Here is a 22,897-nt window from a genome sequence, read left to right as displayed (position 1 = left end):
ATGGTTGATTGGTTGCGTGAATCAGCGGTTCGGCAGGGCCGGGCCATTCTGGCGGGGGTTCTGGATCCGATCGACCAGACCGAAGCCTATCTCGAGGCCGCCGGAAAACATCCCGACAGCAAAAGGATCTATGCAAGGCTGACCGCCGCCCGCGCCCGATCCGAGGCCGTGGCCGCCCATGATCGCGCCAAGTCCGAACAGCGTCATTCCGTCCTGGACGGGGTGGCAATCAGCTGGAAGGACAATATCGATTCCGGCGGCACCTTGACCGAGGCCGGATCCAAGTTGCTTGAGGCGCGGATCCCGCGCAAGGACGCAACCGTGCTGTCGCGCGCAACCCGTGAAGGGCTGGTCTGTCTGGGCAAGACCCATATGACCGAACTTGCGTTTTCGGGGCTGGGGCTGAACCCCAGCACGGCAACCCCGCCGAATGCACTCGATTCCGATCTGGCGCCCGGCGGGTCATCCTCGGGCGCCGCGGTTTCGGTCGCGCTGGGGTTGGCGGCCGCTGCAATCGGCAGCGACACGGGCGGATCCGTGCGGGTTCCCGCCGCCTGGAACGGCCTTGTCGGGTTCAAGCCCACTCATGATGCCGTGCCTGAAAAGGGCGTCGTGCCGCTGTGCCGGAAATTCGATGTCGTCGGCCCCATTGCGCGCTGCGTCGAGGATTGCGCCGAACTGTTTGCCGTCATGGCGGGGGATCGCGGTGCGGACCTGCATGGCGCCACAAGCAAGGGGCTGCGCCTGATGGTTCTGGACGGGCTGCCCTTTGAAGATGCCGAAGAAAGCCCCGTCGCCGCATTTCAGGATGCGTTGGACCGTCTGGGCCGGGCAGGTGCGCAGATCACACATGTCTCCAGTGACTGGATGGATCAGGCGATGGCCCTGTCCCCGGATCTGTTCGCGCCCGAAGCCTATGGCATATGGCGTGCCCAGATCGAGGATGCGCCAGAGCTGATGTGGCCCCCGATTCTCGAACGTTTCCGCGGCGGCGGCAAGCTCGGCGCGGCCGATTACGTCGCTGCGTGGGAACAGCTGGTGCGAATCCGGCGGAAATGGATCAAGGAAGTGGCTTCGGGCTATGATGCGATTCTGGTGCCGACGGTGCCGATCCTGCCGCCCGAAACCCGGCGGTTGATGGCGGATTCAGAATACTTCACCCGTGCGAACCTGCTGACCCTGCGCAATACGCGGATCGCGAATGTCCTGAACCTGCCTGCCGTCACGCTTCCGACGGGGTATCCGGGTTGCGGATTGATGCTGATGGGACATGCGGGACGTGACCGGCATTTGCTGCGCGTTGCTGCGGGGGCAGAGGCCAGCCTGAGCGTTATCTGAGCATCGCTTGCAACACTGCCTTGTCTTTGCCCGGCTTTGTCTGGACGCAAGGTCGCGATCACGCTAAAGTTTATGGCAATAAACGGGGCCCAAGACCCCGAAAGCGAGGCAGTTATGGCATTCCCCGAACGGTTCTCGAACCTGCCGGACTACGCGTTTCCGCGATTGCGGGCGCTGTTGTCGGGTATCGAACCGGGCCTGAAGGCAAAAGAAGCTCCGACGGTGCTGACCATCGGCGAACCGCGACATCCCATGCCCGATTTCGTGTCGGACGTGATGGCGCGTCATATTCATGAGTTTGCGAAATATCCATCCAATGAGGGCACGCCCGAATTGCTGGGTGCAATCCGGACATGGCTGACGCGCCGGTATGACATCGATGTCGCGCCGGATCGGATCATGGCGCTGAACGGCACCCGCGAAGGGCTGTTCAACGCGGCGCTGGCGCTGTGCCCGGAAACCAAGAACGGACAGGTGCCGGTGGTTCTTGTGCCCAACCCGTTTTACCAGGTCTATGCCGTCGCTGCGGCTTCCGTGCAGGCAAAGCCGCTTTTTGTTTCGGCAACGCCCGAAACCGGGAACCTGCCCGATTATGAACACCTGCCCGTCGATGTGCTGAACCGCACCGCGATTGCCTATTTGTGTTCGCCGGCCAACCCGCAGGGTGCGATTGCCTCGCCTGAATATTTGCGCCGGCTGATCGGCATGGCTGAAACCTATGATTTCCTGATCTTCGCGGACGAATGTTATTCCGAGATCTATCGCGATGCGCCCCCGGCGGGGGCACTGGCGGTCGCGACCGAAATGGGGCTGGCCGATCGCGTGGTCATGTTCAATTCGCTTTCCAAACGTTCCAACCTGCCGGGGCTGCGGTCCGGTTTTGCGGCCGGCAGCGCCGCGAATATCGCCCAGATGCGCCGCTTGCGCAGCTATGCGGGGGCGCCGCTGTCGTTGCCGGCTCAGCGGGTCAGCGAGGCCGCCTGGCTGGACGAGGAACATGTGTCGGACAGCCGCGCCATGTATCAGCGCAAATACCAGATCGCGGATCGGGTATTGGGCAATCTGCCGGGATATAGGCCCGTCGATGGCGGGTTCTTCCTGTGGCTGCCCGTCGAAGATGGCGAGGAAGCGGCAATCAGGCTTTGGTCACAGGCCGGAATCCAGGTTTTGCCCGGCGCGTATCTGTCACGGGATGTGGATGGCGCGAATCCGGGGCGTGGTTTCATCCGCGTTGCAATGGTGGCCGACGAAACGCAGACCGAGACCGCGCTGATCCGGCTGCGCGAGGTATTGTACGATGACGTTTGAGTGCAAAGAGGGATAACGCGATGGCAAGCTGGCAGGCAAAGCGCCGCGATCCGCTGTTCGATCAGAACACGCAGGCGGCATTGGAACGCCGTGGCAAGGAACTTGCCGGGGCCGGACTGATCATCCTTGGTATCGTGATTGCCATGATGCTGGGCAGCTGGTCGGCCGATGATCCCAGTTTCCTGTCCGCAACCGACATGCCCGCCCAGAACATGCTGGGCAGTTTCGGGGCCTATGTCGCGTCTCCGATGATGATGATCGCGGGATATGGTTCCTGGATGCTGGTCGTCGGGCTGGTGGTATGGGGGCTGCGGCTGCTTCTGCACAAGGGCGAGGAGCGATTGATGCGCGGCATCTTCACGCCGATGGCGATCGCCCTTGCATCTGTCTATTGCAGCACCTTGTCCCCGGCGTCCGACTGGCAACAGAATTACGGTCTGGGGGGCCATTTCGGCGATATGGTCATGGGCGCCATGCTCAGCATTCTGCCCGTCAAGGCACAGATTGGCATTCGCTTTGCCGCGTTGATCGTTGCCGCGGGAACCTTGGCCATTTCAGTTTTCGTGCTGGGGTTCGACAGGGCCGAGACCCGGGCGATCTGGCGGCGTTTCCTGATCGGGTTGGTTTCGGCCTATGACATGGCGCTGCGGCTGGCCGGCAAGGGGGCCGACCTGTCCGCCGGCATGGCGTCGCGCGCGCAGGCGCGGCGCAAGGCGAAACCGGTCGATCCAGAGGTCACGGTTCAGCAACGCGTCGCGTCCCCGCCCATCACGATCCGCGCATCTCAGAAACAGGCGCAGCAATCAGAGTTTCTGGATCTGGAAGACGATCTTCCCGAGCCCGAGCTGATCGAACGCGATTCCGATTACGAAGGCGAAGGCCCCTCGGCCGAGGAAGTCAGCGGACGGATCAGCGACGCGATCCGGTCGCGTTCCGGCAAGCCCTCGGTCCTTGCTGCCGTTGCGGCCCGTCTGGCGCGTGAAGGGCACAAGGACACGCCGCCCGAACCGGGTTCCGAGCCCGTGCAAAGCGCCCCCGAAGTCACCGCAGTCGAGCCCGAACCCTTTGGCGCGGGAACGCAGCGTGTCGTTGTGCCCCCGTCACGGAAGGCGTCGGCCACGTCCCGGCAGGCCCGCGAAGAAGCCGAGCCAAAGCTGGGCCTGGAAGATCAGCAGGTCAGCGTTTACGAGCGCCCCCCGCTTGCGCTGCTGAGTGCGCCTTCGCCAGATGATCACCAGCAGATCTCGGAAGAGGCGCTGATGGAAAACGCGCGCATGCTCGAGGCGGTTCTGGATGATTACGGCGTCAAGGGTCAGATCACCGAGGTGCGTCCCGGTCCGGTCGTCACGCTGTATGAACTGGAACCCGCGCCGGGGCTGAAGGCCAGCCGTGTGATCGGCCTGGCGGATGACATCGCACGGTCGATGTCGGCCCTGTCGGCGCGTGTCAGCACCGTGCCGGGTCGCAGCGTGATCGGGATCGAACTGCCCAACAGTCGCCGCGAAAAGGTGCTGCTGCGCGAAATTTTCGCCAGCCGCGCCTTTGGCGATGGCACGCAGCCACTGCCCCTGGCGCTTGGCAAGGATATCGGCGGCGACCCGATCGTGGCGAACCTGGCCAAGATGCCCCACCTGTTGATCGCGGGGACCACGGGCTCGGGTAAATCGGTCGCGATCAACACCATGATCCTGTCGCTTCTTTACAAGCTGACGCCGGATGAATGCCGCCTGATCATGATTGACCCCAAGATGCTGGAACTGTCGGTCTATGATGGCATTCCGCATCTGCTGTCCCCGGTTGTCACCGACCCCAAGAAGGCCGTCGTGGCCCTGAAATGGGTCGTGGGCGAGATGGAGGACCGTTACCGCAAGATGTCCAAGATGGGCGTGCGCAACATCGAAGGTTACAACGGTCGCGTCCGCGAGGCCCTGTCCAAGAACGAGATGTTCAAGCGCACCGTCCAGACCGGTTTCGACGAGGATACCGGCGAACCCATCTTCGAGACCGAGGAATTCAAGCCCGAAACCTTCCCCTATATCGTCGTCATCGTCGATGAGATGGCCGATCTGATGATGGTCGCGGGTAAGGAAATCGAGGCCTGCATCCAGCGCCTTGCGCAGATGGCGCGGGCCTCGGGGATCCACCTGATCATGGCCACGCAGCGCCCCTCGGTCGATGTCATCACCGGCACGATCAAGGCGAACTTCCCGACCCGGATCAGCTTTCAGGTGACCTCGAAGATCGACAGCCGCACCATCCTTGGCGAGCAGGGCGCCGAACAGCTGCTGGGTCAGGGCGACATGCTGTATATGGGCAATGGCGCGCGCATCACCCGTATCCACGGCCCCTTCGTCAGCGACGAAGAGGTCGAAGAGGTCGTGACGCATCTGAAATCATTCGGTCCGCCATCCTATCAGTCAGGTGTCGTCGAAGGGCCAGATGATGAAAAGGCCGACAACATCGATGCAGTGCTGGGGCTGGGCGGCGGCGACAACAGCGAGGATGCGCTGTATGATCAGGCCGTGATGATCGTGGCAAAAGATCGCAAATGCTCGACATCATACATTCAACGCAAGCTGTCGATCGGCTATAACAAGGCAGCCCGCCTCGTCGAACAGATGGAGGATCAGGGTGTCGTGTCCTCGGCCAACCATGTCGGTAAGCGCGAGGTGTTGGTGCCCGAAGTCTAGGTTTCGTCCGAATGACAGTCTGGAATATTCATTTTCTGAACGCGCGTCATGGTCTGACGCGCGTTTTGCCTGAAATACGCGAGGTCGCGCGTCAGGCCGTCGCCCTGGTCGAGGCAGAATGCGACCTGCCGCGTTTCGATCTGGTCGTAAAGCCCGATGGCGGGCGGCGGAACGTGGATCGTGGTCCGCAGGCCCGCACGCCGGCTGCGGGACAGATCGAACTGACGCTGAACCCGGACGGTTTTGCCGCTGATGCGACACTTCGCGCCTTGCTGCGCGAGATGCATCATGTGATTCGTCACGATCGCGCGGGCTATGGCCGGTCGCTTGGCGATGCCTTGGTCGCCGAAGGTTTGGCGGGGCATTTCGTGTTGCATGTGATGGGCGGACGTGCAGATCCAAGGGATGCGACCGCGCCTGCGCCCGGATTGGCGCGAAAGGCGCTGAACGAATGGTCGCGACTGGATTTCGACAGGGCGCGCTGGTTCGAGGGCAAGGGTGATCTGCGCAAATGGGCCGGCTACGGGCTGGGGCACCGGCTGGTCGCGGATGAGCTGGCGCAGCAGCCTGATGCCGATGTCACCACGCTGACCCCGGTCAAGGCCGAGGTTTTTCGCGCGGCCATGCGCCGGCTGGTCAGCAGCGATGGCCCGGAAGAAACACCCGAAATCACCGATTCGCCGGCCCAGAACGCCGCCAAGGATGCGGCCGGCTGATTACCGCGCCACCGGCTTTGCAAGGGCCAGCGCGACGCCCATGATCACGCCCGCAACGGCACCACCCAGATGTGCCTGCCACGCGATCGAGGGGACCAGAACCGTGATCGCAACATTCAGAGCCAGCAATAACAGCACGTTGCGGCTTAGTTGCCTGAGCGCATCGCCGCGATGGCGGACACGCATGGCGACAAAGCCGATCAACGCGCCAGCCAGGCCGAAGACCGCACCCGAGGCCCCGACCATCGGTCCCGAAACGGGGGCCATCCACGCAAAGCACAATGCCGCCGCGATCTGGCTGACCAGATAGATCACCGCCATGATCCAGGGCGGCACCCAACGCACGAATTCCCGGGCGATGGCGGCCAGCGAAATCATGTTCATGGCCAGATGCGCGATGCCGGAATGCAGCAGGCCATAGCTGATGAACATCGTCGCCTTCTGGCCCTCGAAGAAGGGGGGGCTGCCCCACAACATGCCCGACCAAAATGCCCCAAACCCGGTTATTGCGCGGCTGACCAGCGGGTATCCGGCAATTGTTGCCGCGATCTGAGCACCCTGAACCAGCACGCAAAGAATTATCACTGCAATCGCCCAACGCGGAAATGCAGCTTGCTTTCTGCGGATCACGGCAGCCGGCGCCCCTGTAGGATCAGTCATCAGGATCAGTCATCTGCCTTCAACTGCCGGGCTTCGTCGACCAGCATGATCGGGATGCCGGCACGAATCGGAAAGGCCAGGCCTGCGGCATGTGACACAAGCTCCTGGCGGTCCGCGTCGAAGGCCAGGGTCGTATGTGTGACCGGGCAAACCAGCGCCTCAAGCATATGGCGGTCATAGGCCGGTGTGGCGGGTTTTTCGTTCATTGCAGGCGCTCCTCTTGGTCGTCGCCGCCATGCAGTGCGAACTCGATCAGGCCTTGCAGCAATTCGCGCCGGTCGCTCAGGTGCGGTGATTCCAGCAGGGCCTGTTTGTCGCCGGATGAGAACGGCAGCATCATCGACAATGAATTGATCAGTGTTTCGTCTTCGGCGCGTTCGGCGGCTTCCCAGTCGGTGGAAAGTTCGTGTTGCTCCATGTAACGCTGCAACAGTGCCAAGAGAACGCTGCGGTCAAGGCCGCTGTCCCGTTCCGCGCCCTTCATGTCGTGATGAAAGGACGACCAGTCCGGGCTGCCTTGCACATAGGGCGCAAAACCTTCGTGGATCTCGGTCAACCGAAACCGCGAAATCGCCCTGAGCGAGATCATCATCCGCCCGTCATCGGTTTCCGAAAAGGCGATGACGCGTCCTGCGGTGCCAATCGCGGCAAGGCCATCGCCTTCGGGTTGGATCAGGCCGATCATGCGATGCTCGGTCTTTAGCGTGTCGTCCAACAGCTGCAGATACCGAGGTTCGAAGATATGCAAGGGCAGGCGAGACCGCGGCATCAGAACGGCCCCGTCCAGCGGAAACAGCGCCAGCCGCGCCGGAAGATCGAAATGCGGACGCATTACGCGAAAATCAGCGACGACAGCCGCCGCCGGCCCTTTTGTGCGATCGGATCGGTCGGCTTGAGGCTGTCGAAAATTGTCAGCAACTGGGCCTTTGCGGCACCGTCATTCCATTCGCGATCCTTGCGGAAACTGTCCAGAAGAATGTCGATCGCCTCTTCCAGTTGTCCCTGTGCATGCAGGGCCTGAGCATAATCCAGGCGGATCTGCTGATCGTCGGGATTGGCGTCGAGCCTGGCTTGCAGTTCGGCCAGCGGCCCGGCGGTTTCAGCCTGTTGGGCCAGCTGCAACTGTGCACGGGCGGCATCTATGGGGGCGGATTTGGCAAGTGCGTCGGGCACCTGTTGCAGGGTGGATGCGGCTGCGCCGGCATCGCCTGCCGCGATATGGGCGCGGATCAGGCCGCCCCATGCCTCGGCGTTTTCTGGTTCTTCGCCAATGATCGCGGCAAAGGTTTCGACGGCATCGGCGGCCTCGCCTTCGTCCAGCATGGCCTCGGCGGCAGCGAGGGCCTCGGCCAGACCGCCATCATCGCCACCCATCGCTGCCAGCTTGTCGACGAATTGCTTTAGCTGGCTTTGGGGAACAGCGCCCTGAAAGGCATCGACGGGCCGGCCCTGGAAAAAGGCATAGACGGTCGGAATCGACTGGACCTGCAACTGACCCGCGATCATCTGCGCTTCATCGACATTGACCTTGGCCATCCGCACCCGACCCTTGTGGCGGGCAACCTCGGCCTCCAATTGCGGGCCGAGCGTCTTGCAGGGGCCGCACCAAGGTGCCCAGAAATCGACGATGACAGGAACTTCCATCGATTTCTCGACCACTTCGGCCATGAAATCGGCCTCGGTCACATCCTTGATGAAATCATCGGTTTGCGGCGCGTTCTGCCCGCCGTCGAAAATCATGGTCATATCGGTCCCAATCGGTTCGGATCAGTGTGTTTGCCGCAATATGGGTGGTCCGCCGCCCGAACAAAAGGGGCCGAACGCGTTCCTGGCCCTGCGGCGCGGTTACAAATCGAAGCTGGCAAAAACAGGGGCGTGATCGCTGGGTTTTTCCCAACCGCGAACGTCGCGCAGGACGCGGCTGCCATGCGCGGCATTTGAAATATCGCCTGAGGCCCAGATATGATCCAGCCGGCGCCCCTTGTCGGCCGCGTCCCAATCGCGGGCGCGATAGCTCCACCAGGAATATAGCTGGCCTTCGGGGATGTCGTTGCGTGTGACATCGACCCAGCCGCCGGCATCCTGTGCCGCCAAAAGATGTTCGACCTCGATCGGGGTGTGGCTGACGACCTTCAGCAGTTGCTTGTGCGACCAGACATCGTCCTCGCGCGGGGCGATGTTGAAATCGCCGACCATGATCGACCGTTCAGGTTTGTCGGCGTGGAAAACGTCGCGCATCTCGGACACGAAATCCAGCTTCTGACCGAATTTCTCATTTACCTCGCGGTCGGGAACATCGCCCCCGGCGGGGATATACATGTTGTGGATGGTCACGCCATTTTCCAGTCGCGCGGCCACATGGCGGGCATGGCCCAGCCCCGCGTAATCGCGATCTCCCGCATCGGTCAGTGGCAGGCGTGACAGGATCGCAACGCCATTATAGCCTTTTTGCCCGCGGGCAACCATGTGGGTATAGCCAAGCGCGGCGAACGCCTCCATCGGGATCTTGTCGACCGGAGATTTGCATTCCTGCAGGCACAGGATGTCGGGCGATTCCTCTTGCAGCAGGCGTGCCACAAGGCCTTCGCGCAGTCGGACCGAGTTGATGTTCCAGGTTGCAAGTGTGAACATGAAGAGGCTCCTTTGGGGCGGACCCTATCCGCCGTGCGCACGCCTGTCGAGCCAACCCGCATGCCGAAGCCGCAATATCGGTCCTTGGTCGGGCGGGCGTCAGGCGCTAAGCATTCCCAAACGGCAGCCGAAAAGGGACGGGACGATGCAACTGACCGTGGACGAGGCCATTGCGCAGGCGGGAACCGGCCGCTTTCATGCAAGACTTCTGGGGATATTCGGGCTGGTCTGGGCTGCCGATGCCATGCAGGTGATCGCGGTCGGGTTCGCCGCCCCGTCGATTGCCACAAGCTTTGGCCTCGAACGGGTCACGGCGCTGCAGATCGGAACGGTCTTTTTTCTGGGTATGTTCGCGGGGGCCTTTCTGTTCGGGCGCATTTCCGACCGGATCGGACGGCGCAATGTTCTGATTGCAACCGTCGCGATGGATGCGGTGTTCGGGCTTGCGTCGGTATTCGCGCAGGATTTCACCCTGCTGCTGGTGCTGCGGTTTATGACCGGTGTCGCCGTCGGAGGCACCTTGCCGGTTGATTACGCGATGATGGCCGAATTCCTGCCTCCGCGAAACCGTGGCAAATGGCTGGTTTGGCTGGAAGGTTTCTGGGCGATTGGCACCATCGTCATTGCCCTGACGGCCTGGATTGCCGCCAGCCATGCCGCCGCCGCGCCATGGAGATGGATCTTTGCGATTGCCGCCTTGCCGGCCCTGATTGGTGTGTTCTTGCGAATCTGGGTGCCGGAATCGCCGATGTATTTGATCCGACAGGGTCGCGAGGGCGATGCGCGGGCGGTGGTAAACCGGATTCTGGTCACCAATGGTGCCGCCGCGCTGCCGGTCGAGGCGGTCCTGGTGGCCCCTGCCACCGCCAAGGCGACGGAAAGATCAATCTTCGCGCCGTCGCTGCGGCGAAGATCGATGGCGATTCTGACCGTATGGTTTCTGGTCTCGTTGTCCTATTATGGCGTTTTCGTTTGGGTGCCGGGACAATTGGCCACCGAAGGTTTCGGTTTCGTGCGTGGCTACGGGTTTCTGGTTGTCCTCGCGCTGGCGCAGGTTCCCGGCTATGCGCTGGCGGCGTGGGGGGTCGAGGCGCTTGGCCGGCGGCGCACCTTGGCCGGCTTTCTTGTGCTGAGCGCGGCCGGATGCCTGATGTTCACGCTGGCCTCCAGTGCCGTGCCGGTTGCGCTGTCGCTGATCATCATGAGCTTTGCATTGCTGGGCAGCTGGGGCGCGCTATATGCCTTTACGCCAGAGCTGTATCCGACCGCGTTGCGGGGAACGGGCATGGGAACTGCCAGCGCTATGGCCCGTTTGGGTGGCATTCTGGCACCCAGCCTGCTGGCGATCGCTTTTGCCAAGGGATTCGGCTTTGCGATTGGCAGTTTCGCGGTGCTGCTGCTGCTGGCGGCGGGCGTTCTGTGGCTGGTTGATGCAGAGACGCGTGACGCGCAAATCGCCTGATCGGACCACGCAATGACCGGGGCGCGCCTTGGTGTAACGAGCAAGAGGGAAATATGGGTCAACTGATCGAGGGCGTCTGGAAGGACGAATGGTATGACACCAAGGCGCATGGCGGAGAATTCAAGCGAGATACCGCAAAGTTCCGCAACTGGGTCACGGCAGATGGCGCGGCCGGTCCAACGGGTGAAGCCGGCTTTGCCGCCGAAAGCGGCCGCTATCACCTGTTTGTGTCATATGCCTGTCCATGGGCACATCGGACGCTGATCTTTCGTGCGATCAAGGGCTTGGCGGATCATATCGGGGTGTCGGTCGTGCATCCTGACATGCTTCGGGACGGGTGGGTTTTCGATGGCGATTTCCCCGGCGCAACGGGTGACCAGCTATTTGGAAGCCGTTTCCTGCGCGAGATCTATCTGCGCGCCAATCCAAAGGCTTCCGGGCGTGTGACGGTTCCGGTGCTGTGGGATCGTGAACGCGATACGATCGTGTCCAACGAAAGCGCGGATATCATTCGCATGCTGAATTCGGCCTTTGACCGGATTACTGGAAATGACGATGATTACTATCCGGAATCCCTGCGCGCCCGGATCGGCCAGTTGAACGAACGCATCTATGACAGCGTGAATAACGGAGTTTACAAAGCCGGGTTCGCGACCTCTCAGCAAGCTTATGACAGGGCCGTTGCCCCGCTGTTTGACAGCCTCGAATGGATCGAATCCCTGTTGGCAGATCACCGCTATCTGGCAGGAGAACGCCTGAGCGAGGCCGATTGGCGGCTGTTCACGACGGTCTGCCGCTTTGATTCGGTGTATCACACGCATTTCAAATGCAACCGCAAGCGGATCGTGGATTTTCCCAATCTGTGGGGGTGGGCGCGCGAGCTGTATCAATGGCCGGGTGTCGCGGCAACGGTGCGGCCGGATCACTTTGTGCGGCACTATTATTTCAGCCATGACATGATCAATCCCCACCGGATCTTGCCGATCGGTCCCGTCGAAGACTGGACCCTGCCACATGATCGCGGGTGATCTGAACGGAAATACCCCGGTGTAGGAACACCGGGGCATCAGAGAGAGAGGTGTGACCGCATCCTCCGGCCACTGGGCTTCGCGGGTATAACGCAATGTCAGAATATCGGTTCCCGGCGGGTTCGACCGGTGACGGTTTCGTGACATGAAAAAGCCCGGCCTTGGAGGCCGGGCCTGGAACTGCCTGTATTTACGGGGTCGCGCAGTTGGCGCAGCCCGCGGTCAGGCCACCAACCGGTAGCCGCCCGATTCTGTCACCAGCAAGCGGGCATTGCCGGGATCGGGCTCGATCTTCTGACGCAGACGATAGATATGCGTTTCCAGCGTGTGCGTGGTCACGCCCGCGTTATAGCCCCAGACCTCGTGCAGCAGCACATCGCGCGGCACCACCCCATCCTGAGCACGATACAGGAATTTCAGGATGTTGGTTTCCTTCTCGGTCAACCGGATCTTGCGGTCCTTCTGGTCAACCAGCATCTTCATTGCTGGCTTGAACGTGTATGGGCCGAGCTGAAAGATCGCGTCTTCGGATTGTTCATGGGTGCGCAGCTGGGCACGCAGGCGGGCCAGAAGGACCGGGAACTTGAATGGTTTGGTGACATAATCATTCGCACCGGCGTCCAGACCCAGAATCGTGTCGGCATCAGTGTCATGTCCGGTCAACATGACAATCGGGCATTTGACGTTCAGCTTGCGCAGTTTCTTGCACAGTTCGCGACCATCGGTGTCGGGCAGCCCGACATCCAGAATCACCAGATCATAGATGGCGTTCTTTGTCGCTTCGACTGCTTCGGCGCCGGTGCCGGCTTCGATCACGTCGAACTCGTCGGTCGCGACAAGTTGTTCCGCCAATGCTTCGCGCAGGTCTTCTTCGTCATCGACCAGCAGGATCTTTTTCAGTCCGGGCATACTTGCCTCCTTTGCCTCATTGCGCAAAGGAGTGGGGTGCAACTGCGGCTCCGTCCAGCGACATGTCGAAATTCTCACATGGAGTTGTCGGAAAAAGCCACTATGTTTCAAATTGTTTCAATATTCCGGGGGCTGAAGACCCGATATGAGCCTTGTTCCGACCCTTGCCGAGACCATTTCTCGTGCCCGCGCCGATCTGCGCATGGGGCTGCCGGTTATTCTTGGCGGCCATCTCGTGGCGGCGGTCGAGACACTGTCCGCCGAACGCTTGCAGGATTTCAAGGCTTTGGGGACACCGGTTCTGGCGTTGACGGCACGCAGGGCGGAAACGCTGAAGGCGCGGGTTTACGATGACGGCCTGGGCCGGATCGAACTGCCCGAGGATTCGGATCTGAAATGGCTGCGCGCACTTGCGGATCCCGCTGGTGATCTGATGACACCGATGAAGGGGCCGCTTTTCACGTTGCGCGATGGGGATGCGACACCGCATATGGCGGCGCTTGCGTTGGTGAAGTCGGCACAATTGCTGCCTGCGGCGCTGGTCGTGCCCGCCCATGCACCCGCAGGCCTGACAGTGCTGGCACCGGGGGCCGTTCTGGCACAGCTTGCGGGCGAGGCGGCGATGGACCCCGTGGCGGCGGCGCGTCTGCCGCTTGCCCTGGCTGAACGGTCGCGCCTGCATATCTTCCGGCCGGATGATGGCGGCGCCGAACATTATGCCATCGAGATCGGTGATCCCTCGCGCGATTCGGCGGTTCTGACCCGCCTGCATTCGGCCTGTTATACCGGGGATGTTCTGGGCAGTTTGAAATGCGATTGCGGGCCACAATTGCATGCGGCGCTGCAGGCGATGGGCGAGGAAGGGGCCGGAATACTGCTATATCTCAATCAGGAAGGGCGGGGGATCGGGCTGGCCAACAAGATGCGCGCCTATGATTTGCAGGATCAGGGTTTTGATACCGTCGAAGCGAATCATCGGCTTGGTTTCGAAGATGACGAACGTGACTTCCGGATCGGCGCGGCGTTGCTGGCGCGTCTTGGGTTTGGAAAGGTTCGGTTGATGACCAACAATCCGCGCAAGGTCGATATGTTGCAGGGGCACGGGATCGATGTTCGGGAACGCGTCCCGCTGGTCACGGCCCGAAATCCGTTCAACAGCAAGTATCTGGACATCAAGGCCCGCAAATCGGGGCATTTGCTGTGAAGCGCGAAGATCTTGTGCTCACACCGCAGGGGATCAGGTTTCGCAACCGGATATTTCCCTGCAGTATCGGGCGAAGTGGCGTAACGTCTGCCAAGGCCGAGGGCGACAAGGCCACACCGATCGGGGTCCATCGCGTCACAGGCCTGTGGTATCGGGCCGATCGCCTTGCACGGCCTGCGGGTTGGGCGCGCCCGATCGGTCCGCGCGATCTTTGGTGCGACGAATCGGATCACGCAGCCTATAATCATCACTGTCTTGCGCCACTTGCCGCCAGCCATGAGAAAATGCGCCGGGCCGATCCGCTTTATGATGTCGTGCTGACGACAGATTGGAACTGGCCTGATGCCGTGGCGGGCCGTGGATCCGCAATTTTCCTGCATCAATGGCGCAGGCCGGGCTATGGAACCGAAGGCTGCATCGCCTTTGCGCGGCAGGATCTGTTGTGGATCCTGCGCCATATCGGCCCTGGAACAAAGGTGATCGTGCCGGGGCCGGCGCGCTTGGCCTAGCCGTAGTTTCGGGCGCCGAAAATGGCCGAACCGACGCGGATATGCGTTGCGCCTTCGGCGATCGCGCTTTCGAAATCGGCGCTCATCCCCATTGACAGGCCGGGAAGGTCATTTTCCTGTGCCAGCCGGCGTAACAGCCTGAAATGCGGCGTTGAATCCTCGGATTCGGGGGGGATGCACATCAACCCATGGGGGCGCAGCCCCAACTCCTGACAGGATTTGATAAAGCCGGGCAATTCATCCGCGAGGATCCCCGCCTTTTGTGGTTCATCGCCGGTGTTGACCTGGATGAACAGTTGCGGCGAAACACCCAGTTCGTCGATATGTCGCGCCAGCTTGCGGGCCAGTGAAATCCGGTCGAGGCTGTGAATCGCGTCGAACAGTTCGACGGCGGTTCTGGCCTTGTTGGATTGCAGGGGACCAATCATGTGGACCGAAACATCGGGGTATCGTTGGCGCCATTCGGGCCATTTCCCCTGCGCTTCCTGGACGTAGTTTTCGCCAAAGACCTGATGGCCCTGATCCAGAACGGCCGTGACCCGTTCTGCGGGCTGCACCTTGCTGACGGCAATCAGCGTGACGGACCCTGTTTCGCGACCTGCGGCGATTTCGGCCGCGCGGACGCGGCTATTGATGTCATTCAAGCCCATGGGGCGACAAAACAAAAAGAAAAGAGCGGGCGCAAGGCCCGCTCTTTATAATTCTCATAGGGATCGTTTCGATCAGAAGTCGAAGCGAACACCCATGTCAGCGGTGTACAGCTCGTTGAACCCGCGCTGAACCGAACCCGACAGACGCGCGCCGCCCAGGTCGTAGTTTGCGCCCAGACCGAATGCGGTGCTGGTTTCGTTGATGTCGTCGGCGTCGTTATGAGCGACATAGCCTTCGACGGTGGTCAGACCGAAGGTGTAATCACCATACAGGGTCCAGGTGGTGCCGAAGTTCTCGTCGAACACAGCGGTCTGATCGAGACCGGCCGCATCAACGTAGTCAATCGACTCGCTGAACGAACCGTTGTCGTTGTAGTTCAGGCCGACATGAGCCATGTCGTTGAAGCCGTAACGAACACCAGCGAAGTACTGGTCGTTGCCCTGGATGCCGAAGCCGTCCTGAACAGCAGCAGCCGACAGTTCGATGTTGTTCCAGACATAGTCGACCGAGATGCCGATCTCTTTGTCCAGCAGGCTGTTCGGGGTCACCTGGTCAGGGTTCACAACCGAGCCGCGAACCGTCAGGTCGCCGACGGTGTAGGAAGCGAAGATACCCATGTAGTCGTTCAGACCCAGGTCTTCTTCCTCACCAGCGGTCAGGTAGCGGTTCGGGTAGTTGTCGGTGTTGTATGCGTAGAACAGACCGCGCGGCGTACCGTAGGAGCGGTCGAACACACCGATTTCAGGTGCGTACATCAGGCCGGCCGAGTCGTAAGCGGTGTTCGAGTTGCCGATTTCAACACGCAGACCTTGAGCCGACAGGTAGATGTAGCCCGGTGCAAGCGTGGTCGACGCGTCGCCTTGGTCCCACTGCACACGGACACGGCCACCGAAGTCGATGCCGGAATCGCTCGACGTCGAAGCGTCGACGTTCATGCGCAGGCGCGATTGAACGATTGCGTCGTTGGTGTTGCCGCCACGGACACCGTCTTCTTGGTACAGAACACCGGTACGGCCATAGCCCGAAATGGTGACGTCAGCAGCCGCGATGCCGCCGGACACGACCAGCGCGGTTGTCGCGAAAAGAACCTTTTTCATGGTCTTTGTTCCCTCTTGTCTCTCTGATGCCCAAACCGGTGGCCCGCCCTGGGTATGCAGCTTGTTTCACTCTTTCGGGGCCGTGATGCAACGAAATCAGGTTTTTCACCGTGGCTTTCCTTCATTCTGTGATGCACATGCGCCACACATTGCCGTGGGCGGGAATGTGAACGGGGCGCGTCGGGGCCTGATCGCGCGGGCCTTTGATGCCAAGGCGCTTGTGGCGCAGGGGCGTTCCGCGCTAAAGCTGCCTCGGACGGAAATACCGGGGGACCGCATGACGACCGCACGCGCCGCGCGCCTGATTATTGCAACGACGCTTTGTGCCGGCTTGGCCGCCTGTGGTGGCGGTGGCAATAGCAATGTCGAACAATATGACGCCGACATGAGCCCGGAAACCCGCGGCAGCACGATTTGGGATCTGTTCCAGAACAGCGAAAACCCCAATTACAATGTCGCCGTGAACAAGTATCTGTGGAATGCCAGCCTCGAAGTGCTGAATTTTCTGCCGGTGCAGGCCGTGGATCCATTCACCGGCGTCATCACCACAGGCTACGGCACACCGCCGGGGGGTGGGCGGTCATATCGTGCCACGATCAAGATCAGCGATCCCGCGCTGGATGCGCGCAGCCTGAAGCTGTCGTTGCAAGGGGCGGGCGGTTCCGCAGTCGCGCCGGGCACGGTCCGCGCGGTCGAGGATGCGATTCTGACGCGCGCACGTCAGTTGCGTTTGCAGGACGGCCGTCTTTAAGGGCGATTCAAGGCAGGTCGCGGCACTGGACCAGACCTGCCCGCGCGTATAAACCCTGCGGGCAACGAATGACGCCCGAGGACCGCTATGCCCTATGATCCCTCCAGCAGCGAAGCCCGGTGGCAAAAAGCCTGGGCCGAGGCCGGCAGCTTTACCGCCATCCGCGACGAGCGACCGAAATACTACGTGCTGGAGATGTTCCCCTATCCCTCGGGGCGCATCCATATGGGCCATGTCCGCAACTACACGATGGGCGACGTGGTGGCGCGGTTCAAGCGCGCGCAGGGGTTCAGCGTGCTGCACCCGATGGGCTGGGACGCCTTTGGCATGCCCGCCGAGAACGCCGCGATGGAGCAGGGCGGCCATCCCCGCGACTGGACCTATGCCAATATCGCCACGATGCGCGACCAGCTGAAGCCGCTTGGCCTGTCCATCGACTGGAGCCGCGAATTCGCGACCTGTGACGACGATTACGTGCATCAGCAGCAGGCGATGTTCCTGGACATGCTGGATGCGGGCCTGATCACGCGTAAATCGGCGCAGGTGAACTGGGACCCCGTCGACATGACCGTTCTGGCCAATGAACAGGTCATCGACGGCAAGGGCTGGCGGTCGGGTGCCACGGTCGAGCGCAAGGAGCTGACCCAGTGGTTCTTCAGGATCAGCGACTACAGTGACGAGCTGCTGTCGGCGCTGGACGGGCTGTCGGGCTGGCCGGAAAAGGTGCGCCTGATGCAGGCCAACTGGATCGGCAAGTCGCGCGGGCTGCAGTTCCGCTTTGCCACCGTCGATGCGCCCGAGGGCTTCGAGGCGATCGAGGTCTATACCACGCGTCCCGATACGCTGATGGGCGCAAGCTTTGCCGCGCTGTCGCCGGATCATCCGCTGGTGAAAAAGCTGGCCGAAACCCGCCCCGAGGTCGCCGCCTTCATCGAGGAATGCAAGCGCATCGGCACCACCGAAGAGGCGATCGAGACTGCGCCCAAGCTGGGCTTCGACACCGGCCTGACCGTCACCCATCCGCTGGACCCGAACTGGCAGCTGCCGATCTGGGTCGCGAATTTCGTGCTGATGGATTACGGCACCGGCGCGATCTTCGGCAGCCCGGCGCATGACGAACGCGACCATGAATTCGCCACCAAATACGGCCTGCCGATCCGCGCGACCTTCGGTCAGCCGGGGATGACGCTGGAACAGGCGGACGAGCTGGTCGCCGCCGCGCCTTTCGTGCCGCTGAAATCCGAGACTGTTACCTATGTCCGCGGCTTTGCGGGCGATGCCGACCAGACCGGCGAGGCCGCCGTCGACGCCGCCATCGCCCATGCCGAGGCGCAGGGCTATGGCGAGGGCGTGACCAAGTTCCGCCTGCGCGACTGGGGCATCTCGCGCCAGCGCTACTGGGGTTGCCCGATCCCGGTGGTGCATTGCGACAGCTGCGGCACCGTCCCCGAGGCCAAGGAGAACCTGCCGGTCCTTCTGCCGCAGGATGTGAGTTTCGACGTGCCGGGCAACCCGCTGGATCGCCACCCGACCTGGCGTCAGGCAACCTGCCCGAAATGCGGCGGGGCCGCGCGCCGCGAAACCGACACGATGGACACCTTCGTCGATTCGTCCTGGTATTACGCCCGCTTCACCAGCCCCGGTGCCGACACGCCGACGAACCGCGCCGATGCGGATTACTGGATGAACGTGGACCAGTATATCGGCGGTATCGAGCACGCGATCCTGCACCTGCTGTATTCGCGCTTTTTCGCCCGTGCGATGGTCAAGACCGGCCACCTGCCCGAGGCCGCGAAGGAACCCTTCGACGCGCTGTTCACCCAAGGCATGGTCACGCACGAGATCTACATGACCCGCGATGCCAAGGGGCGTCCGGTCTATCACCTGCCCGAGGATGTGACCGACGGCAGGCTGGCCGACGGCACCGAGGTCGAGATCATCCCCTCGGCCAAGATGTCGAAATCGAAGAAGAACGTCGTCGATCCGGTGAACATCGTTGATAGCTTCGGCGCCGATACCGCGCGCTGGTTCATGCTGTCCGACAGCCCGCCCGAGCGTGACGTCGAATGGACCGCCGCCGGCGCCGAAGCTGCCTACAAGTTTCTGACCCGCGTTTGGCGACTGGCGGAAGAGACCGGGGCAGATATTGATGACCCGGCGCTGATTCGTTCGGCCCATCGCGCGATTGCGGATGTGACCAGATCGATCGAGGGCTTTGCCTTTAACAAGGCGGTCGCCAAGCTTTACGAACTGGCCAATGCGATTGCGAAATCCAAGGCGGATGGCGCACCACGCAAGGCGGCATTGCGGATCATGGCGCAGCTGATGGCGCCTATGGTGCCGCATATGGCCGAAGATCTCTGGTCCATGGCCGACGGGCAGGGCATGGTGGTTGATGCGCCCTGGCCCAAGGCCGATCCGGCATTGCTGGAAGATGATACGGTCACTTTGCCAATTCAGATCAATGGCAAGCGCCGGGCCGAAATCAGTGTCGCCAAAGATATGCCAAAGGATCAGATCGAAGCCTTGGTGATGGCCGATGAAACCGTGATCCGATTTCTGGAAGGTGCATCGCCCAAGAAGCTGATCGTCGTGCCGGGACGGATTGTGAATGTGGTCGCGTAATCGCATAGGGCGCCGGGCGGCCCTTTTGGGCGTGCTGGCTTTGTCGGCCTGCGGGTTGCAGCCTGTCTATGGACCGCAAGGGGCAGGCAAACGTCTGTTCGGCAAGGTTCGGCCGCGCGATCCCGATGATTATCAGGAATTCGTATTCAACACCCAGATCGCGCAGCGGCTTGGGCCTGAATCGGCCGACGCCTTTGACCTCGATTACCGGCTGAGCATCGGTGTCGTGTCGCAGGCCATCACGCAAGAGCAGGTCACCACCCGCTATTCGTTGAACGGCACCGCCGATTATGTGCTGAAGGACAGTCGCGGGCGGGCCCTGTCATCGGGGCGTGTCAGCACCTTCAGCTCTTATTCGACGACGGGGACCACCATCGCGACCCTGACCGCCGAGGCGGATGCCCGGCGTCGATTGGCGCGCATGCTTGCCGATCAGGTTGTGACCAGACTGCTGGCCGATTCACCTGCGTTGCCGGAAACATGAATCTCAAGGGCGGCGAAATCGCCCGCTATGTCGCGCGGCCGGATCCATCGCGCCCCGCGTTGCTGATCTATGGTCAGGACGCCATGCGCGTATCATTGAAGCGGGCCGAGGCCGTCAAGGCGCTGACCGGCGAAAATGCCGAAGAGGAAATGCGTCTGACGCGACTTGCGGGCGGGTCGCTGAAAAAGGATCCGGCGCTGTTGATGGATGCCATCAAGGAAGTCGGGTTTTTTCCGGGACAGCGGGTCGTGCTGGTCGAAAATACCCCGGACAATGCCGCCGACGCGATTGCCCAGGCCCTGGCCGAATGGCGTGCGGGTGATGCGGTCATGGTTGTGACGGCATCCGGGTTGGCCAAGTCCTCGGCGTTGCGGAAGTTGTTTGAACCGCACAAGCAGGCGGTTGCGGCACCGATCTATGATGATCCGCCTGGCGAAGAGGAAATTCGCCGCTGGTTGGAGGCCGCCGGATTGCGCGATATTTCGCGCGAGGCGATGCGCGACCTGACGACCTTGGCGCGCGCCCTTGATCCGGGCGATATGCGCCAGACCATCGAGAAGATCGGATTGTATAAATACGGGGATTCCACCCCACTGACCCCGGCCGAAATCGCGTTGATGGCACCCGCGACCATCGAAGCGGGGCTTGATGAGGTGTTGCATGTCGTGGCCGAGGGGCGGGCCGCCGAGCTGGGCCAGCTGTTGCGTCGGATCGAAGGTCAGGGCGTGACGCCTGTTTCGCTGTGTATCGCAGCATTGCGCCATTTCAGGACGCTGCATCTGGCCTCGGTTGATCCGCAAGGGCCAGGGGCAGGGTTGTCGCGGCAGCGACCGCCGGTTTTCGGCCCCCGGCGCGATCGGATGGCACGGCAGGCTCAAAGCTGGGGAACCGCTGCGCTTGAAGAAGCCGTTTCCGCATTATTGGCGACCGACCAGACCTTGCGTAGTGCCTCGCGGGCGCCGCAAATGCCATTGGTCGAGCGTGCGCTGATTCGCCTTGCCATGATCGGCCGGGGCCGGCGGTGACGCGTTCGGGCTATGCCCTGGTGATTGGTGGCGGCCCAGCAGGGTTGATGGCGGCTGAAACGCTGACGCAGGCGGGGCATCGCGTGATCGTGGCCGAAGCCATGCCGACGCCGGCGCGCAAGTTTCTGATGGCAGGCAAGTCGGGCTTGAACCTGACCAAGGATCAGCCGCTGGAGGATTTCATTCGGTGCTTTCAGATCGGAACCGGTCGCTCTGCCCCGGCTGATCTGCGGGAATATCTCGACCCGGATCTGGGCGGTCTGGGCCCGAAAGAGGTGGTCGCCTGGGCCGAGGGGCTGGGCGTGCCCTTGTTCGTCGGGTCGACCGGGCGTGTTTTCCCGACCGTCATGAAGGCATCGACATTGCTGCGTGCCTGGTTGCGCCGCCTGGGTGAACAGGGGGCGCAGTTGCAAAGTGGCTGGCGCTGGACCGGATTGGATGGCGGTTTCGAATTTGACACCCCGTCGGGGCGTCAGCTGTTGCACCCGGATGTCACCGTGCTTGCGCTTGGCGGTGCCAGCTGGCCGAGACTTGGTTCGGATGGCGGATGGGTGTCGATCCTGGCGGAAAAGGGCGTCTCGCTTGCGCCGTTTCAACCCGCGAATATGGGGTTCCGCGTCACATGGTCCAAGCCGATGGCGCGGCATTTCGGCAAGGCGGTCAAGGGCGTGGCCATTCATTGTCGTGGTCAGGTCGGGCGCGGTGAATGGGTTTTGTCGCGCGATGGTGTGGAAGGCGGTGGCATATACGAGATGTCGGCCAGAATGCGCGATGGATCAAAGGCGTTTCTGGATCTGATGCCGGACCTGACTGAGTCAGAAGTCGTGCGGCGCTTCGCAAAACCCCGAGGCAAGTTGTCGATCGGCAATTGGCTCAGGCGGGTTCTTGGTGATCCGGTCAAGGTTGCCCTGCTTCTGGAATGGGGCAGGCCCTTGCCCGACCCTGCCCAGGCCTCTGCCTGGGCAGACCTCGCCCGGAAATTGCCGATGCGCCATGACGGGCCTGGCCCACTTTGCGATGCGATTTCCTCGGCCGGCGGTATCCGCTTTGAGGCGGTGACACCCGATCTGGAATTATGTGCCTTGCCCGGCGTGTATGTCGCCGGCGAAATGCTGGACTGGGAGGCGCCGACGGGTGGCTATCTGTTGACGGCCTGTTTGGCGATGGGGCGACGGGCGGGCTTGGGCGCTGCGCAGCGGATGCTGGGCGCGCATGACTAAAGGCTGGTTGCCCTGATATAGGCCGGACGACGACGCATTCGGTCGAGATAGTCGGACAGCCGGTGTTCAACTACGGGAAACTTGGCGTCCAGCGCCCAGGTCAGGCAATGGGTCAAGATCACATCGGGCACGGTCATCCGTTCCCCCATGACGAATTCACCTTCACCAATCCGATGTATCAATGTCTTCTGGCTGCGCTCGAATTCCCATCGCAACGTGTTCTTGATGGCGCCAAGCCGCTTTTCTTCGGGCAGAACAAAGCTGTGCCGCGCGGCCAGCCACAGGGCTGCATCGAACTCATCCAGCAAGAATTGCGTCAGGCTGTCCTGTCTTGCGCGGTCCAGGGTGCCCGCTGCATAGGTAAAACCTCCATGCCGATCGGCCAGATAGGTCAGGATCGCGGTCGAATCGGTGATCGGGGTGCCATCGTCGATCAGCACCGGAACCTTGCCCGCCGGATTGAACTCGATCACGCCTTCATTATGCGGATTGGCCTTGATGTGCCTGTAGGGCTGACCAAGTTCCTCCAGCATCCACAGCACACGCATGCTGCGCCCCTTCGAGGTACCAATCACGTTATACATGGCGC

General features: G+C 61.8%; 22 protein-coding genes. 13 read left to right on the top strand and 9 right to left on the bottom strand.

Going from position 1 to position 22,897, the window contains the following annotated elements; genetic code table 11:
• From PAF17_RS15610 to PAF17_RS15595, 4 genes are all read left to right on the top strand, one after another.
• Complete coding sequence (locus tag PAF17_RS15610) at positions 1–1,338, top strand: amidase (protein WP_271890034.1); 1,338 nt, start codon at positions 1–3, stop codon at positions 1,336–1,338.
• Between the two features lie 114 nt (positions 1,339–1,452).
• Positions 1,453–2,646: an aminotransferase class I/II-fold pyridoxal phosphate-dependent enzyme gene (locus PAF17_RS15605; RefSeq protein WP_271890033.1), complete on the top strand. Its 1,194-nt coding sequence runs from the start codon at positions 1,453–1,455 to the stop codon at positions 2,644–2,646.
• A 20-nt stretch (positions 2,647–2,666) separates the two neighbouring features.
• Positions 2,667–5,336 (top strand): DNA translocase FtsK, encoded by a 2,670-nt coding sequence (locus PAF17_RS15600; RefSeq protein WP_271890032.1) that lies wholly within the window; start codon positions 2,667–2,669, stop codon positions 5,334–5,336.
• An 11-nt stretch (positions 5,337–5,347) separates the two neighbouring features.
• Complete coding sequence (locus tag PAF17_RS15595) at positions 5,348–6,052, top strand: DUF2268 domain-containing putative Zn-dependent protease (protein WP_271890031.1); 705 nt, start codon at positions 5,348–5,350, stop codon at positions 6,050–6,052.
• Here PAF17_RS15595 and PAF17_RS15590 read toward each other — a convergent pair whose 3' ends face one another.
• From PAF17_RS15590 to PAF17_RS15570, 5 genes are all read right to left on the bottom strand, one after another.
• Positions 6,053–6,712 (bottom strand): rhomboid family intramembrane serine protease, encoded by a 660-nt coding sequence (locus PAF17_RS15590; protein WP_271890030.1) that lies wholly within the window; start codon positions 6,710–6,712, stop codon positions 6,053–6,055.
• Positions 6,713–6,717: 5 nt separating this feature from the next.
• Entirely contained in the window at positions 6,718–6,918 is a 201-nt protein-coding gene (locus PAF17_RS15585) for a Trm112 family protein (RefSeq protein ID WP_271890029.1), read from the bottom strand.
• Complete coding sequence (locus PAF17_RS15580; RefSeq protein WP_271890028.1) at positions 6,915–7,544, bottom strand: LON peptidase substrate-binding domain-containing protein; 630 nt, start codon at positions 7,542–7,544, stop codon at positions 6,915–6,917. Before PAF17_RS15580 ends, PAF17_RS15585 begins: the two co-directional genes overlap by 4 nt.
• A complete protein-coding gene (locus PAF17_RS15575) occupies positions 7,544–8,458 on the bottom strand; it encodes a thioredoxin family protein (RefSeq protein ID WP_271890027.1) in 915 nt (304 codons plus the stop codon). Before PAF17_RS15575 ends, PAF17_RS15580 begins: the two co-directional genes overlap by 1 nt.
• 99 nt (positions 8,459–8,557) lie before the next feature.
• Positions 8,558–9,343: an exodeoxyribonuclease III gene (locus PAF17_RS15570; RefSeq protein WP_271890026.1), complete on the bottom strand. Its 786-nt coding sequence runs from the start codon at positions 9,341–9,343 to the stop codon at positions 8,558–8,560.
• 145 nt (positions 9,344–9,488) lie between these two features.
• On the opposite strand from PAF17_RS15570, the gene PAF17_RS15565 reads away from it, so the two are divergent.
• The gene (locus tag PAF17_RS15565) at positions 9,489–10,805 is read left to right on the top strand and encodes an MFS transporter (RefSeq protein WP_271890025.1); all 1,317 of its coding nucleotides are present in this window, start codon (positions 9,489–9,491) and stop codon (positions 10,803–10,805) included.
• Between the two features lie 53 nt (positions 10,806–10,858).
• Positions 10,859–11,833, top strand: a complete 975-nt coding sequence (locus tag PAF17_RS15560) for a glutathione S-transferase family protein (RefSeq protein ID WP_271890024.1) — start codon at positions 10,859–10,861, stop codon at positions 11,831–11,833.
• 222 nt (positions 11,834–12,055) lie between these two features.
• On the opposite strand, the gene PAF17_RS15555 is transcribed toward PAF17_RS15560, so the two are convergent.
• Positions 12,056–12,742, bottom strand: coding sequence for a response regulator transcription factor (locus PAF17_RS15555; protein WP_271890023.1), 687 nt, complete (start codon positions 12,740–12,742; stop codon positions 12,056–12,058).
• A gap of 145 nt (positions 12,743–12,887) precedes the next feature.
• Between PAF17_RS15555 and ribA the strand changes: the two genes are divergently transcribed.
• Positions 12,888–13,946 carry a GTP cyclohydrolase II gene (gene ribA / locus PAF17_RS15550; protein WP_271890022.1) on the top strand — a complete coding sequence of 353 codons (1,059 nt, stop codon included), beginning with the start codon at positions 12,888–12,890 and terminating at the stop codon, positions 13,944–13,946.
• Positions 13,943–14,455 carry a L,D-transpeptidase family protein gene (locus tag PAF17_RS15545; protein ID WP_271890021.1) on the top strand — a complete coding sequence of 171 codons (513 nt, stop codon included), beginning with the start codon at positions 13,943–13,945 and terminating at the stop codon, positions 14,453–14,455. The genes ribA and PAF17_RS15545 overlap by 4 nt, the downstream gene beginning before the upstream one ends.
• Here the strand turns inward: PAF17_RS15545 and PAF17_RS15540 are convergent.
• Together PAF17_RS15540 and PAF17_RS15535 are read right to left on the bottom strand one after the other, a co-directional pair.
• A complete protein-coding gene (locus PAF17_RS15540) occupies positions 14,452–15,105 on the bottom strand; it encodes a YggS family pyridoxal phosphate-dependent enzyme (protein ID WP_271890020.1) in 654 nt (217 codons plus the stop codon). The two genes, PAF17_RS15545 and PAF17_RS15540, sit on opposite strands and share 4 nt — an antisense overlap.
• Before the next feature lie 72 nt (positions 15,106–15,177).
• Positions 15,178–16,203: a porin gene (locus PAF17_RS15535; protein WP_271890019.1), complete on the bottom strand. Its 1,026-nt coding sequence runs from the start codon at positions 16,201–16,203 to the stop codon at positions 15,178–15,180.
• A gap of 277 nt (positions 16,204–16,480) precedes the next feature.
• On the opposite strand from PAF17_RS15535, the gene PAF17_RS15530 reads away from it, so the two are divergent.
• From PAF17_RS15530 to PAF17_RS15510, 5 genes are all read left to right on the top strand, one after another.
• Positions 16,481–16,954, top strand: a complete 474-nt coding sequence (locus PAF17_RS15530; RefSeq protein WP_271890058.1) for a DUF3576 domain-containing protein — start codon at positions 16,481–16,483, stop codon at positions 16,952–16,954.
• An 87-nt stretch (positions 16,955–17,041) separates the two neighbouring features.
• Positions 17,042–19,579 carry a leucine--tRNA ligase gene (gene leuS / locus PAF17_RS15525; RefSeq protein ID WP_271890018.1) on the top strand — a complete coding sequence of 846 codons (2,538 nt, stop codon included), beginning with the start codon at positions 17,042–17,044 and terminating at the stop codon, positions 19,577–19,579.
• A complete protein-coding gene (lptE, locus tag PAF17_RS15520; protein ID WP_271890017.1) occupies positions 19,566–20,063 on the top strand; it encodes an LPS assembly lipoprotein LptE in 498 nt (165 codons plus the stop codon). Before leuS ends, lptE begins: the two co-directional genes overlap by 14 nt.
• Entirely contained in the window at positions 20,060–21,088 is a 1,029-nt protein-coding gene (gene holA, locus PAF17_RS15515) for a DNA polymerase III subunit delta (protein ID WP_271890016.1), read from the top strand. The genes lptE and holA overlap by 4 nt, the downstream gene beginning before the upstream one ends.
• Positions 21,085–22,308 carry a BaiN/RdsA family NAD(P)/FAD-dependent oxidoreductase gene (locus PAF17_RS15510; RefSeq protein WP_271890015.1) on the top strand — a complete coding sequence of 408 codons (1,224 nt, stop codon included), beginning with the start codon at positions 21,085–21,087 and terminating at the stop codon, positions 22,306–22,308. The genes holA and PAF17_RS15510 overlap by 4 nt, the downstream gene beginning before the upstream one ends.
• Here PAF17_RS15510 and PAF17_RS15505 read toward each other — a convergent pair.
• A complete protein-coding gene (locus tag PAF17_RS15505) occupies positions 22,305–22,892 on the bottom strand; it encodes a glutathione S-transferase family protein (protein ID WP_271890014.1) in 588 nt (195 codons plus the stop codon). The two genes, PAF17_RS15510 and PAF17_RS15505, sit on opposite strands and share 4 nt — an antisense overlap.
• Positions 22,893–22,897: the final 5 nt, after the last annotated feature.

It is taken from the genome of Paracoccus onchidii, assembly GCF_028294535.1.
GTDB classification, from domain to species: domain Bacteria; phylum Pseudomonadota; class Alphaproteobacteria; order Rhodobacterales; family Rhodobacteraceae; genus Paracoccus; species Paracoccus onchidii.
Note: the sequence above shows the minus strand (reverse complement) of the source record. Positions and strands in the feature narration are given on the sequence as shown.

Excerpts from the sequence above, each read along its gene's own strand:
- PAF17_RS15610 (WP_271890034.1), top strand. The coding sequence starts at position 1 with ATGGTTGATTGGTTGCGTGAATCAGCGGTTCGGCAGGGCCGGGCCATT.
- PAF17_RS15605 (WP_271890033.1), top strand. The coding sequence starts at position 1,453 with ATGGCATTCCCCGAACGGTTCTCGAACCTGCCGGACTACGCGTTTCCG.
- PAF17_RS15600 (WP_271890032.1), top strand. The coding sequence starts at position 2,667 with ATGGCAAGCTGGCAGGCAAAGCGCCGCGATCCGCTGTTCGATCAGAAC.
- PAF17_RS15595 (WP_271890031.1), top strand. The coding sequence starts at position 5,348 with ATGACAGTCTGGAATATTCATTTTCTGAACGCGCGTCATGGTCTGACG.
- PAF17_RS15590 (WP_271890030.1), bottom strand. The coding sequence starts at position 6,712 with ATGACTGATCCTACAGGGGCGCCGGCTGCCGTGATCCGCAGAAAGCAA.
- PAF17_RS15585 (WP_271890029.1), bottom strand. The coding sequence starts at position 6,918 with ATGAACGAAAAACCCGCCACACCGGCCTATGACCGCCATATGCTTGAG.
- PAF17_RS15580 (WP_271890028.1), bottom strand. The coding sequence starts at position 7,544 with ATGCGTCCGCATTTCGATCTTCCGGCGCGGCTGGCGCTGTTTCCGCTG.
- PAF17_RS15575 (WP_271890027.1), bottom strand. The coding sequence starts at position 8,458 with ATGACCATGATTTTCGACGGCGGGCAGAACGCGCCGCAAACCGATGAT.
- PAF17_RS15570 (WP_271890026.1), bottom strand. The coding sequence starts at position 9,343 with ATGTTCACACTTGCAACCTGGAACATCAACTCGGTCCGACTGCGCGAA.
- PAF17_RS15565 (WP_271890025.1), top strand. The coding sequence starts at position 9,489 with ATGCAACTGACCGTGGACGAGGCCATTGCGCAGGCGGGAACCGGCCGC.
- PAF17_RS15560 (WP_271890024.1), top strand. The coding sequence starts at position 10,859 with ATGGGTCAACTGATCGAGGGCGTCTGGAAGGACGAATGGTATGACACC.
- PAF17_RS15555 (WP_271890023.1), bottom strand. The coding sequence starts at position 12,742 with ATGCCCGGACTGAAAAAGATCCTGCTGGTCGATGACGAAGAAGACCTG.
- ribA (WP_271890022.1), top strand. The coding sequence starts at position 12,888 with ATGAGCCTTGTTCCGACCCTTGCCGAGACCATTTCTCGTGCCCGCGCC.
- PAF17_RS15540 (WP_271890020.1), bottom strand. The coding sequence starts at position 15,105 with ATGGGCTTGAATGACATCAATAGCCGCGTCCGCGCGGCCGAAATCGCC.
- PAF17_RS15535 (WP_271890019.1), bottom strand. The coding sequence starts at position 16,203 with ATGAAAAAGGTTCTTTTCGCGACAACCGCGCTGGTCGTGTCCGGCGGC.
- PAF17_RS15530 (WP_271890058.1), top strand. The coding sequence starts at position 16,481 with ATGACGACCGCACGCGCCGCGCGCCTGATTATTGCAACGACGCTTTGT.
- leuS (WP_271890018.1), top strand. The coding sequence starts at position 17,042 with ATGCCCTATGATCCCTCCAGCAGCGAAGCCCGGTGGCAAAAAGCCTGG.
- lptE (WP_271890017.1), top strand. The coding sequence starts at position 19,566 with ATGTGGTCGCGTAATCGCATAGGGCGCCGGGCGGCCCTTTTGGGCGTG.
- holA (WP_271890016.1), top strand. The coding sequence starts at position 20,060 with ATGAATCTCAAGGGCGGCGAAATCGCCCGCTATGTCGCGCGGCCGGAT.
- PAF17_RS15505 (WP_271890014.1), bottom strand. The coding sequence starts at position 22,892 with ATGTATAACGTGATTGGTACCTCGAAGGGGCGCAGCATGCGTGTGCTG.